This window comes from Methylomonas subterranea (genome assembly GCF_024505185.1).
Classification (GTDB): Bacteria; Pseudomonadota; Gammaproteobacteria; order Methylococcales; family Methylomonadaceae; genus Methylomonas; species Methylomonas subterranea.
The window spans coordinates 13,092-25,438 of sequence record NZ_JANIBJ010000033.1; the positions used below are offsets into that span (position 1 = coordinate 13,092).

Consider the following 12,347-nt stretch of genomic DNA (forward strand, 5'->3'; position numbering starts at 1 on the left):
AAAAATTTAGCCTTAATCCGTCTCAACCCGCCGCAATAAGCGATTTAATCTATCCCAGGCGGAGCTTTGGCTGTAAATATCCGCCTCGGAGCCGTTATTGAGCCATATAACCGAGGATTCGAGCTCTTCGCCGCTTAAGGTTTCGTGGGCGGTTTTTAAAAAATCCAGTACCGTGGTGTCGGCATCGGAGGCATCGTTTTGCCGATTGCTCAGTCGTTGCCGCTGCAAGGTTTCGTCGACTTCAATCGCCGCGATGGCAAACGGAACGTTTAGATTATCGGCCAGAGCTTGAAATTGCCGGCGCTCGGCCAGCTTCAGAAAGGCGGCGTCGACAATTACGGAATATCCCGAATGCAAGATGTCGCTGGCCAACCGCAATAAATGCCGGTAGGTTTTCGCGCTGGCTTCGGCGGCGTAAATCTCGGTTGCGCCGGTTTGATGGGGTTGCAAGCCGAACAGGCGCTTGCGTTCGACATCCGAGCGTAGGCGGATGCAGCCCAGTTTTTCCAGTATCAGTTGCGAAAGAGTGGTCTTGCCGCAGCCGGGCAGGCCGTGAGTAATGATCAAGCCGGGCTTGGCGGGCAGATAAAATTTGCCGGCCAGGGCCAGATAACGCCGGCATTGCGTCGGCATGCCGTGTCCGCCCAACTGAGCCGCCCGAATCGCGCTGACTTTGGCCATCACCATGGAACGGTAAGCCAGATAAAACCGCAACACGCCCAGGCCGGCATAATCGCCGCTCGCTTGCATATAAGCATCGAGAAAAGCGAAGGCTAAATCGGGTCGTTGCCGCTGTTGCAAATCCATCAACAGAAAGGCGATATCGTTCATGACATCTATCCAGCGCAGGGCCGGATTGAATTCTATGCCGTCGAACGGCGTCGGTTGCCCGCCGAGTAAAACGATATTGCCCAAATGCAAATCGCCGTGGCATTCCCGTACCATACCGTCCCGCCGGCGTTGCGTAAACAACGGCAGGCAGGCGGCATATTCCCTTTCGGATGCCGCCCGCAAATCCGCCAGTCGGCTAGACTGGCCCGGGGGCAACAACAAGGCCAGTTGCTGAAAATTTTGTCGGGCGGGCAAGGCCACGGCCTCGGCGGTGCCGTGACCGGAATCAGCCGTGGCCGGCGGCAAACCGGCGTGAAACCCGGCCAGGGTATAGGCCAGATTTTGCATGTGCCGGCGAGTCAATGCACCGCGCGCCAGCACATGGTCCAGTAAATCCTGTTCGGCGAAACGGCGCATTTTGACCGCGTATTCGAAAGCCGGTTCGGCTCCGAAGATCGGTTGTTGCGGGCCACCACCCAGGCCTATCACATCCAGATAGATACTGGGCGCCAAGCGGCGGTTCAGGCGCAATTCTTCCCGGCAAAACCGCTGCCGACAGGTTAATTCGGTAAAGTTCAGGAAGCCGAAATCCACAGGTTTTTTGATTTTATAGGCGAAGTCGCCCGCCAACAGCACCCAGGATATATGGGTTTCCAGCAGGCGGACCGAGTCAACCGGATGCGGATAACAGGCCGGATTTTTTAAAGATTCGATTAATGTACAGTCCAAATCGCCGTTTACCATGGAGGTTTCACATTCAGTCGTTGAAATGAGAGGGCCTAAAGTCGGGCGTTTGGAATATAGCAGTCGTCGCTAGCGAGCGGCTGAAAAAGTTTAAGGTGCGTTGGTCGCGGCGGCTCTTATGCGGCTGACGTTGCGGGCAAATGCGTTCGGCTCGCGGCGGGAAAACCGGCGCTAAGAATGCCGGATGCCGACTGAAGATCAATCGTCGCGAAACAAATCCATGATCATTTTCTTCTCATCTTCCGCCAAAATGTCTTCGGAAAACGGGCGGCCGGATCGGCGCAAATGTCTGGCGGCGAAAGAATTTCCGCGCTGCACCCGCCGTTCCGCCGAGCGCCGGTCTGCCGTGCGGCGTTCCAGGGTTCTGCGCTCCTGTTTGGGCCATAACTCATAGTTTTCCCTCATCACGGCTATCCATTCCGGCGAATTGAACGCGAAGGGGTTGCTTCTCCTCTCGCTTTGGCGTCTTGCATGACTGCGGCGAAAATGCTTTTCAGAGTTCATGGCGAATCAGTAATGGTCAAGCTGCAGGCTAACAGCGCTTCTATGGATAAATAATGGTAAATTATTTGTTTTTTATCAATGGTTTAGATAAATATACCAGTTGTGACCCCGTCTTGCCAAGAGTCGTTTTTCAACATAACCGTCTCGGCTTAAGTATTTCTGAATGCATAAAGCCGATCGTTAAACCGGAGCAAGCGGAAAATTTGAGCTTTACAATAAAGACGACCGGTCGCATAATTAGTTCATGCCGAATTTAAAACCCAAACAGATCAAAAAGGACAGACTGCTGGAGCAAGGCGTCAGCTTGCTGCTGGAAAAAGGCTATCACGCTACCGGCTTGAAAGAGATCCTGGATACGGTGCAAATCCCCAAGGGTTCTTTTTACAGCTATTTCAACAGTAAGGAACAATTCGCCGCCGAAGCCATTCATCATTACATTGAACCTTTCATCCAGCGTTTGTCCGGGCACCTGCAAAACCCGAATCTGGATGGCTTGGCGGCCTTGAAAGCCTATTACATGGAACTGATCGCGGAAGTCGAGCGAACCGGTTTCAAGGGTGGCTGCTTGCTGGGCAATTTAATGGGCGAGATCGGCGATACCAGTCCGCTGTGCCAAAAAGCCTTGCTGGACGCGGTCGAACGCTACAGTAATTTACAAAAAACCGCCCTGGAACGCGGCCAGTTGCAAGGCAAAGTTCGCGTGGATCGTTCGGCGAAAAGCATGGCCGATTTGATGCTGAATGGTTGGCAGGGCGCGCTGTTGAGAATGAAGGTGGAGCAATCGGTGGAGCCTTTGAAAGCGGTTTGCCGGGATTTGCTGGATGATTATTTTAAGATTTAAATAGCGGAGCTTGAGCTTGAGCGCGTAGCAGAGGCGGAGGGACGATTAACGGCGGCGTCTTCGCACGGAAAGTGTTCTGCCTGCCGTCGAATGCGCTAGCTTATTCGGAGCAATCCGTTCTGGGAAGTTTAGGACTGGTTGGAGAGTGCCATACGATGCAAATAACCGCTGCCTTTTCGGCGGCTTTTTTAGAATCGACCGAGTAGACGACCGGTCATTTATCAGGAGGTCATCATGCCCAAATACATTATCGAACGCGATATTCCCGGCGCCGGTAAACTGACGGCGATCGAACTGCAAGGTATTTCGCAAAAATCCTGCGGGGTGCTACGCGATATGGGGCCGCGCATTCAATGGCTGTACAGCTACGTAACCGGCGACAAGGTGTATTGCATTTACATTGCGGACAGCGAGCAGGCGATACGCGAACATGCCGAACAAGGCGGTTTCCCGGCCAATCGCATCGAACGAATTACCACCATCATCGATCCGACCACGGGCGATTGATACCACACCGCCGTAGGATGTGCTGAACGCAGTGAAGCGCATCAATCTCGAACGATGCGCCTCCTAAGGTCGGCACATCCTACGGGTAAAACTACAATAAAACTCTCGGGGGAGAACTCTCATGACATTCAAACTAACTACATTCACCGCCGCGCTATTGCTCGGCACCGCCAGCCTTTCCGTGCAAGCCGACGAAACTTGTGCCTCGCCGTACATGGCGAAAATCACCGGTCAGGAGGATTTCGTTTACATCTGGACCTTGGGCGCGGAAGGCGTCGGCGACGAACAGGACAAACTGGTCACCGTCGACGTAAATCCCCAGTCCAAGCAATACGGCAAGGTGGTTGCCAGCCTGTCCGTGGGCGGTCGTAATGAGGCCCACCATTCCGACTTCACCGACGACCGCCGTTTCCTGTGGGCCGGCGGTTTGGATACCAACAAGATTTTCATCTTCGATGTTGCCAGCGATCCGGCCAAGCCCAAATTGACCAAGACCATCACCGATTTCGTTGCCAAGAGCGGCGGCGTGGTCGGTCCTCATAGTTTGTATGCCTTGCCGGGGCGGATGATCATCACCGGTTTGTCCAACAACAAAGACCACGGCGGCCGCACGGCGATTGTGGAATACAGCAATGCCGGCGATTACATCGCCACCTACTGGCTGCCGACCGACAGCAATTTGCAAGGTGCCATCAAATCCGGCAAATACGCCGACGGTTACAACTACGATATTCGTGCCCTGCCGCGTAAAAACCTGATGTTGACTTCGTCGTTTACCGGTTGGTCGAACTACATGATGGATTTCGGCAAGATGCTGAACGACCCGGAAGCGATGAAGCGCTTCGGCAATACCGTGGTGCAATGGGACCTGCATAGTCGCCAGCCTAAAAAAGTCTTCGACGTGCCCGGCGCGCCGCTGGAAATTCGTTGCGCCTGGGCGGAAGAGCATAACTATTGCTTCACCAGCACCGCGCTGACTTCGAAAATCTGGCTGATTCATCAGGACGACAAGGGCGAATGGCAAGCCAAGGACGTCGCGGACATTGGCGATCCGGCCAAGATCCCGCTGCCGGTGGATATTTCCATCTCCAGCGATGACAAAACCCTGTGGGTCAACACCTTCATGGACGGCATGACCCGCCGTTTCGACATCAGCGACCCATTCCACCCCAAACAAGTGTTCGAACAAAAAATCGCCTCCCAAGTCAACATGGTGTCCTCCAGCTGGGACGGCAAACGCCTGTATTACACCTCGTCGCTGCTGGCGAATTGGGACAAAAAAGGCGCCGATAACGAGCAATTCTTCAAGGCCTACAACTGGGACGGCAACAAGTTGACCGAGCAGTTCTCGATTGACTTCAATAAAGAGAAACTGGGCCGGGCGCACCAGATGCGCTTTGGCGCTTATTCGCTGTACGGAAAAAAAGCCGGCATGTAACGGTCCGCTCCATCCGGCTTGTCCGGCCTAGCTTCCTTTTATGCCTTTCGAACTTCAAATTTCGGCACCCCATCCCTCGCCCTCCGGGTGAGGGAATTAACAACCGAAATTTGAAGTGCAATGACTATAAAAGCGCCAGCGAAGCATGGGACAGGCCGGATATCTATTTCCCCTTCCCGCCAAAACCGCCGCTTTGAAAATCGGCTTAGTCGCGGTAGGCTAACCGCCTCAAGCCATTCAGGTTCGCCCCCCAACCGCCATGAAAATTAAACCGCTGGTCATTTTTGCCCTTTCGGCGCTGCTGATTGCTCTGTTTTTCTACAGCCGCGGGCCAGGGCCGGTGGAGGTGGATATTTATACGCTAGGTCCCGGCGAAGTGCGGTCGACGGTATCCAACACCAGGGTCGGCACGGTGAAAGCCTGCCGCCGCGCCTATCTGGCGCCGGCTACCGGCGGCCAAGTGGCGGCGCTGCATGTCAAGGAAGGCGACAAGGTTCAACGGGGGCAATTGTTGCTGGAGGTCTGGAACCAGGATCTGAAAGCCCAGGTCGGCCTGCAAAAAGCCCAGATCAAGGCCAGTAAAGCCAGTGCCGAGCAAGCTTGTCAACTGGCGGGCGGTGCCGAGCGCGAGGCCGCGCGCATGAAGCGCTTGCAAGGCAGTAAACAGATTGTCTCGGTCGAACAGGTCGACAAATCAGTCACCGGCGGCAAATCGCAGCGCGCCGCCTGCCAGGCGGCGTTGGAGGCGGTCGAAGTGGCCGAAGCGCAGGTTGCGGTTGCCGAGGCCGCCGTGCGCCGCACCTTGGTATTGGCGCCATTCGACGGAACAGTGGCCGAGGTGAATGCCGAGCTCGGCGAATTCGTTACTCCGTCGCCGCCCGGCATACCCACGCTGCCGCCCATCGATTTGCTGGATGTCAGCTGTCTGACGGTTTCGGCGCCCATAGACGAAGTCGATGCCGCCGCGCTGGAAACCGGCATGCGCGCCTGCGTAACCCTGGATGCCTTTCCCGACAAGCGCTGCTCCGGCGTCGTCACCCGCATCGCTCCGTATGTGCTGGAAAAGGAAAAACAGGCCCGTACCGTGGAAGTGGAAGTGACCTTGAAAGAACCCAGGGATTTGGCGGAATTGCTGCCTGGCTACAGCGCGGATATCGAAGTGCAAGTGGCCGGCAAAGACAACGCCCTCCGCCTGCCGGCCGAAGCCATTCTGGAAAACAACCGGGTACTCAAGCTGGATGCGGACAATGTATTGCGCGAACAAAGCTTTCAAGCGGGCCTGGCCAACTGGAGTTATACCGAAGTGTTGTCCGGATTGAATGCCGGTGACCGGGTGGCGATTTCACTAGGCAAGGAAGGTGTCGTGGATGGCGCCAAGGTTAAGCCAAAACCATGATACGGCTCGATAATATCCATAGGTATTTTCAGGTTGGAGACCAGACCGTGCGAGCCTTGAACGGGATCGATCTATCGATTGAGCGCGGCGATTATGTTTCCGTCATGGGGCCGTCTGGTTCCGGTAAATCCACCTTGCTGAATATCATTGCGCTGCTGGATCAACCGACTTCGGGCCGTTATGTCCTCAATGGGCATGACGTTACCCGGCAAAGCGACGACGAGCTGGCCAAGATCCGCCGGGAAAACATCGGCTTTGTGTTTCAGTTTTTTCACTTGATTCCGCGCTTGACCGCCGCCGAAAATATTGAAATGCCGCTGATATTGGCCGGCATGGCCGGCAAGACGCGGAAACAGAAGGTGCGGCGGGCCTTGGAAGCGGTGAATCTGTCCGATCGCGCCGAGCATAAACCCAGTCAGTTGTCGGGCGGGCAGTTGCAACGCATCGCCATTGCCAGGGCCATGATTATGCGGCCCTCGCTACTGCTGGCCGACGAACCCACCGGCAACCTGGACAGCAAGGCCGGGATGGAGATCATCGATTTGTTGGAGCAACTCAACGGAGAAGGCGTGACCTTGATGGTCATCACCCATGACGGCAATATCGGCGCGCGGGCGCGCCGGCATCTTCGAATCGTGGACGGGCTTATCTCGAATTGACGGCTATGGAGTGCAAGGGTAGGACCGGCACAATGGCTTTGCGCTTTTGTTGCCGGATTTCGCGCGCCTCGTATTGCATATGGCTACACAAGGCACAGGTCGTGCCGGGCAGCAGTGCCAATTCCTCCGCTGATATTTCATCGCCGCAACGCGAGCAATAAACTATTTTGCGTACTTTTTTCATTTCGACCCTCCTGTTTTAGAGGTCACCAGAATAAGTACTTTCGGTTTTATATTTTGTCGAAAACCCAGCATTTTCGGCTATTGGCTTAGGTATGCCGGTCGGGCAAAAGTTCTGTTCCGCGCTGATATAGCCACTGCCGATCGGAGCTTTTTTGAAGAATCTCTCTGGTTAATCCCTCGCAATCGAAAAAGGCTGTGAAAAAATGATTTTTGTAGCGCGACGAACATGGATGATGTCGTCGCGGCTTGCTTGCATGCCCGGCTTATTTTTTAATGTTTTTGTAGCCTTCTTCGCTTTCCAGCATGATCTTCCGGCCTTCTTCCACCAACGCGCGGCCTTGGTCGATCTGTAACTGGCCATCGCGCTGCATGGCTTGGCCTTTTTCCACCAGTTGCTTGCCTTCCTGCCAACGGCTGCCCAACTGCGCTATGCCCTGGCTATCCCGCAGCATTTGCTCGCCGGACAGTATTTTTTCCGGTTCGGGCGGCGGCGTGGGGTCGCTGGCGCAAGCGCTCAATAAAATGGTCAGACCCATGACGGGGAGACTTAAGATCAAACGGCGTGTTTTCCGCATTGTGAGCCCTCTCGTTTCAACAAATCAAATAAAAATCCCGCGTGGCCGGATATTTTACAAACATCGTCAACTCATCCGCCATACCGCGAAAACCGCCAAGCAAAATACCAGCGTACTGGGCGCCATGGCCATCAACATCGGGTTGATATCGTAAACCAAGCCCATATGGCCGGCGATTCTGTCCAGAATATTAAAACTCATGCCGATCAACACACCCATCAAGATGCGACCGCCGGTACCGATGCCGCGGCCAATGCCGATTACGAAAGGCGCCGACACCATCAGCATCACAAAAGTCACCAACGGATTGATCAAACGGCTCCAGAAGGCCAACTCGTACTGCTGAGATTTTTGATTGTTGGTTTTCAAAAAATTGATGTAATTATATAAATCGAACAGCGACAAGTTATCGGAATTGACCACCGCCACCTTCAACAAGTCCGAATCTATGCTCGATTGCCAAGGCATGTCGGCCTTGCTCTCGGCATTGACGCGCTCGGGCGCCATGAAGGACTGCTCGACATCGCTCAATTGCCATAGCTTGTTCCCCAAAAAACGGCCATGCCCGGCCTGCGTGACCTGACTCAGTTTACGGCGTTCGTCGATTTCATAAATCCGGATGTCGCCCAGGGAGCCGTCGTCCATGATTTGCCGCACATTGATGAAGCGGTTGCCTTCCCGCAGCCACATGCCGTATTGGGAGCGCAACACCACGCCGTTGTTTTGCGCGGTAGTCTTTAAAATTTGCGCGGCGCGTTCGCTGGCCGGGGCCACGAATTCGCCCACTCCCACCGCGATTGCCACCAGTACCAAGCCGGCCAGCATGATGCTGCGAATGATCCAGCCTATCGACAAGCCGGCGGCCCGCATGGCCACGATTTCCCGATTGTTGGCCATGGCACCCACCACGAACAGGCTGCCCAGCAATGCCGCCGACGGCACCAAATCGAAAAACACCCTGGGTGAAGTCAAGGCCAGATACCATAAAATCTGCTTCAGTCCGTAATGTCCATGCCCCAAATCCTTTAACTCGTCGCTAAAGGTGAACAGATTGAACAGCGTCAACAGCAGCAATATGGCCAGCAAGGACCCCTTGGTCACTTCTCTTACGATATACAGGGTCAGGACATTCACAGCGTCACCTTGCCGGTTAATTTCAATACCACCCATTTCCAGCTATACAGACGCACCAACATGCCCAAGCCGACCATCAATAACAAGGCTTCCACCCAAAAATAACCCAGCCAAACCGGCACGATTTCGCTGATCACCCAACTGTGGTTGACCCTTTGCAAGTTGGCGTAGGCGAAATAAATCCCGAATGCCACCAATACGCTGCCGTAAACGCCGCCGCGCGGCGAAGACTTGGCCAGCGGCACCCCCAAAAAAGCCAGCAACAATACGCCCATCGGCGCATTGAGCCGGTCCTGAATATGGGCAATGTCGATGATACGCTGGGATTGCCAAAGTTTTTCGGTAGGCAGCGCCTCCAGATGCGGGACAAAGGCGACCGTTTTTTTCTCCACCAGCACCGCATATTCGTCAAAGGTTTCCACCGTGTAATCCCGCCGGCCCGGAATGCCTTGTACCCGTTCGCCATGTTCCAAAATCAGATACAGGCCGCCGGGCAAATATTCCAGTCGTCCCTGCTCGGCGTTCACCACCCCCAGCTTGTCGCCCTGTTTGTTTTGCACGAACACCTTGCTCATCTTGCCGTCGGCAGCGACATTTTCGGTATAAAAAATCAGTTCGCCGCTGCTATATTCGCTGAAACGGCCGGCGGCTATGCTACGGATATCGGCGTTTTCGCCATCCAGATGCAGCAATTGCTCGCTGCGTGCTTCCGCCCACGGTGCCGCGTACATCGACAAGCCGGCCGCGCACACACTCAGGGGCACCACCAGACCGAATACCGCCCGGTATATAGTAAATACGCCGCCGCCGGCGGAGGCAATCGCCGCCATTTCCTGTTCCCTGTGCATGCGCCCCAGCACCATCAATACCGACATGAACAGGGCGGCGGGCAAAAAAGTCGCCGCGGCGATGACGATTTTCAAACCCAGCAGCGCCAGAACGGTCTCGCTGGCGATATTGCCTTCGATGGCCTGGGCCAGAATTTTAATGAATTTGCGGCTGACGATGATCACCACCAGCACGGCCAATACCGAGACCACGGTTTTAAGCAGATCCATAAAGATCATTCTGTCCAGTACCGTGAACAACCTGATCGGCCGGCCGGCGCTGGGTAGACTGCGTTCATTACTCAAAAAATTCTCCCGACATACCAAGTTCTTATAGCCGTTCGCGCCGGATTTAAACCAGCCCCAGGCCTTATGTTGCCAGCGCCGTGATGTATAATTCGTGGAACATGCCCCGCAAGGGATGCCCTCAACGTTAAGACATTCACAGACACTGCCATGGACTATTTTATAGAAAGCGCAACCTTAGACAAACTGCAAAGCGACTGTCTGCTGGTCGGTATTTACGAAAATCAACAACTCAGCCCTTCCGCTACCGCCCTGAACGGCCTGTGCGACGGCCTGATAGGCAAATTGATCGCGAGGGGCGACATCAAGGGCAAGAACGCCGAAACCCTGCTAATCAACAACCTGCCGTTGGAAAACATTCAACGCGTGATACTGGTTGGTTTCGGCGAACACGGCAAACTGACCCGCAAGCAGTTTCGCAAGGCTCTGGCGGCGGCGGCCAAGGCCTTGCGAGACAGTAAAGTCAAAAACGCCTGCGCGGCCTTGCTGGACGTCGAACTGGCCCAAGCCGACGCCCAATGGCTGGCGCGGCAGATTGTGGAAGTGGTGAACGACGGCCTGTATCAATACAGTTCCACCAAACAATGCGACGACAAAGTCCAGTTGCAAACCTTGACGCTGCTTGCCGGCGACGCGCATAAAGCCCCGGCGGAAACCGGCTTGGCGCAAGGTATCGCCATCGCCCACGGCATGGCCCTGACCAAACAGTTGGCCGATCTGCCCGGCAATATCTGCACGCCGACTTATCTGGCCGAACAGGCCTTGGTATTGGCGGGTCAGCACGACAAGCTGACCTGCGACATCCTGGAAGAAAGCGACATGGAAGCCCTGGGCATGGGCGCCTTCCTGTCGGTATCGCGCGGCAGCCGTCAGCCGGCCAAACTGATATGCCTGGAATACCAGGGCAGCGACCGCCATGCCAAACCCATCGTCTTGGTCGGCAAGGGCTTGACCTTCGACGCCGGCGGCATTTCCCTGAAGCCCGGCGCCGGCATGGACGAAATGAAATACGACATGTGCGGCGGCGCCAGCGTGCTGGGCATCTTGCGCGCCGCCAGCCTGCTGAACCTGCCGTTGAATATCGTCGGCCTGATTCCTTCTTCTGAAAACCTGCCGGACGGCAACGCCAACAAACCCGGCGATATTGTCACCAGCATGGCCGGCAAAACCATAGAAGTATTGAACACCGACGCCGAAGGCCGTTTAATCCTCTGCGACACGTTGACCTACGCCAAGAAATACGACCCCGAAGTCGTCATAGACATGGCCACCCTGACCGGTGCCTGCATCGTCGCCCTGGGCCGGGTGCCCAGCGGCCTGTTCGGTAACGACGACAAACTCTGCCACGATTTGCTGAACGCCAGCGAGACCGCCTGCGACCCGATCTGGCGCATGCCGATTTGGGAGGAATACCAGGAACAGCTGAAATCCAACTTCGCCGATTTGGCCAACATCGGCGGCCCGGACGGCGGCAGCATTACCGCGGCGGTGTTCTTGTCCAAATTCGCCGAAAAATACCGCTGGGCGCATATCGACATCGCCGGCACCGCTTGGCGTACCGGCGCCGGCAAGGGCGCTACCGGCCGGCCGGTAGCCTTGTTGATCCAGTATTTGATAGACCGCGCGGCATGACCCCGGAAACGGCGTCGGAGCTGACTTGTCCGCACTGCGGACATAAAAAAATCGAAGTCATGCCTACCGACGCCTGCCTGTGGTTCTACGAATGCGAACAATGCCACGCGCTGCTGCGGCCCAAACCGGGCGACTGCTGCGTATTCTGTTCCCACGGCAGCGTTAAATGCCCACCCCAACAAGCGTGTTGCCCAGCGTGCCCGAAGTAGTCTTTTATGTGCTGGCTTCCAGCTCCCAGCATGAACGCCAGGATTTCGCCTGCAGGCTGATAGAAAAAATCTATCGCGGCGGCCGGTTTTGCTACGTGTTGACCGATAACATGCAGCAGGCCGCCGAGCTGGACAAAACGTTGTGGACCTTCCGGGCCGGCAGCTTCGTGCCGCATCAGCTGTATACCGATAGACTGCCGGCCCAGCAAAATACTATCCTGATCGGCGGCAACGCCATTCCGGAACCCTGGCAAAACATCATCGTCAACCTGTCCCGTCATTACCCGCCCACCGTCGCTCCCACCGAGCGCATCGTGGAAATTCTGGATAACAGCGAGGAAAGCAAACAAGCCGGCCGCCAGCGCTACAAGCATTATCTGGAGGCCGGACTGCCGATTCTGACGCATAAGCATGAAGGCGGCGTTTGGGTCGAGACGCGGGCGGGTGCTTGATTTCTTGAGCCGACACCCCTGTATTTGCGAACTTGTGGGGAAAGCGTGCCATAGGCGAAATATTGAACTAATTCCGCCCAGCGTTTACGCTGATTGCTAATCATACCCA

Annotated in this window: 14 protein-coding genes; 8 read left to right on the forward strand and 6 right to left on the reverse strand. The window is 55.5% G+C overall.

The features are described 5' to 3' along the window. Positions 1-12 precede the first annotated feature (12 nt). Both NP590_RS15860 and NP590_RS15865 read right to left on the reverse strand, forming a co-directional pair. A complete protein-coding gene (locus NP590_RS15860; RefSeq protein WP_256603599.1) occupies positions 13-1,575 on the reverse strand; it encodes a bifunctional aminoglycoside phosphotransferase/ATP-binding protein in 1,563 nt (520 codons plus the stop codon). Positions 1,576-1,773: 198 nt separating this feature from the next. Next, positions 1,774-2,079 (reverse strand): hypothetical protein, encoded by a 306-nt coding sequence (locus tag NP590_RS15865; protein WP_256603600.1) that lies wholly within the window; start codon positions 2,077-2,079, stop codon positions 1,774-1,776. A 244-nt stretch (positions 2,080-2,323) separates the two neighbouring features. On the opposite strand from NP590_RS15865, the gene NP590_RS15870 reads away from it, so the two are divergent. The 5 genes from NP590_RS15870 (at position 2,324) to NP590_RS15890 (ending at position 6,920) form a co-directional block, all read left to right on the forward strand. Then, a complete protein-coding gene (locus NP590_RS15870; protein ID WP_256603601.1) occupies positions 2,324-2,920 on the forward strand; it encodes a TetR/AcrR family transcriptional regulator in 597 nt (198 codons plus the stop codon). A 234-nt stretch (positions 2,921-3,154) separates the two neighbouring features. Further along, on the forward strand, positions 3,155-3,427 hold the full coding sequence (locus NP590_RS15875; protein WP_256603602.1) for a DUF4242 domain-containing protein: 273 nt from the start codon (positions 3,155-3,157) through the stop codon (positions 3,425-3,427). A 121-nt stretch (positions 3,428-3,548) separates the two neighbouring features. Continuing rightward, positions 3,549-4,865 (forward strand): methanethiol oxidase, encoded by a 1,317-nt coding sequence (gene mtoX, locus NP590_RS15880; protein WP_256603603.1) that lies wholly within the window; start codon positions 3,549-3,551, stop codon positions 4,863-4,865. 259 nt (positions 4,866-5,124) lie between these two features. After that, positions 5,125-6,261, forward strand: coding sequence for an efflux RND transporter periplasmic adaptor subunit (locus NP590_RS15885; protein WP_256603604.1), 1,137 nt, complete (start codon positions 5,125-5,127; stop codon positions 6,259-6,261). Beyond that, positions 6,258-6,920 carry an ABC transporter ATP-binding protein gene (locus NP590_RS15890; RefSeq protein WP_256603605.1) on the forward strand — a complete coding sequence of 221 codons (663 nt, stop codon included), beginning with the start codon at positions 6,258-6,260 and terminating at the stop codon, positions 6,918-6,920. The genes NP590_RS15885 and NP590_RS15890 overlap by 4 nt, the downstream gene beginning before the upstream one ends. Here NP590_RS15890 and NP590_RS15895 read toward each other — a convergent pair. From NP590_RS15895 to lptF, 4 genes are all read right to left on the reverse strand, one after another. Further along, positions 6,907-7,104 (reverse strand): hypothetical protein, encoded by a 198-nt coding sequence (locus tag NP590_RS15895; protein WP_256603606.1) that lies wholly within the window; start codon positions 7,102-7,104, stop codon positions 6,907-6,909. The two genes, NP590_RS15890 and NP590_RS15895, sit on opposite strands and share 14 nt — an antisense overlap. 262 nt (positions 7,105-7,366) lie before the next feature. Next, positions 7,367-7,678 carry a hypothetical protein gene (locus NP590_RS15900; RefSeq protein WP_256603607.1) on the reverse strand — a complete coding sequence of 104 codons (312 nt, stop codon included), beginning with the start codon at positions 7,676-7,678 and terminating at the stop codon, positions 7,367-7,369. A 66-nt stretch (positions 7,679-7,744) separates the two neighbouring features. Further along, positions 7,745-8,812: an LPS export ABC transporter permease LptG gene (gene lptG / locus NP590_RS15905; protein ID WP_256603608.1), complete on the reverse strand. Its 1,068-nt coding sequence runs from the start codon at positions 8,810-8,812 to the stop codon at positions 7,745-7,747. After that, on the reverse strand, positions 8,809-9,945 hold the full coding sequence (gene lptF, locus NP590_RS15910) for an LPS export ABC transporter permease LptF (protein ID WP_256603609.1): 1,137 nt from the start codon (positions 9,943-9,945) through the stop codon (positions 8,809-8,811). Before lptF ends, lptG begins: the two co-directional genes overlap by 4 nt. Positions 9,946-10,095: 150 nt before the next feature. Here lptF and NP590_RS15915 point away from each other — a divergent pair, with 150 nt between their 5' ends. From NP590_RS15915 to NP590_RS15925, 3 genes are read left to right on the forward strand one after another with little or no spacing between them, the layout of a single operon-like run. After that, positions 10,096-11,577, forward strand: coding sequence for a leucyl aminopeptidase (locus NP590_RS15915; protein WP_256603610.1), 1,482 nt, complete (start codon positions 10,096-10,098; stop codon positions 11,575-11,577). Positions 11,578-11,636: 59 nt separating this feature from the next. Continuing rightward, complete coding sequence (locus NP590_RS15920; RefSeq protein WP_504222748.1) at positions 11,637-11,786, forward strand: GDCCVxC domain-containing (seleno)protein; 150 nt, start codon at positions 11,637-11,639, stop codon at positions 11,784-11,786. Continuing rightward, positions 11,744-12,238 (forward strand): DNA polymerase III subunit chi, encoded by a 495-nt coding sequence (locus NP590_RS15925; RefSeq protein ID WP_256603612.1) that lies wholly within the window; start codon positions 11,744-11,746, stop codon positions 12,236-12,238. The genes NP590_RS15920 and NP590_RS15925 overlap by 43 nt, the downstream gene beginning before the upstream one ends. The last annotated feature ends 109 nt before the right edge of the window (positions 12,239-12,347 follow it).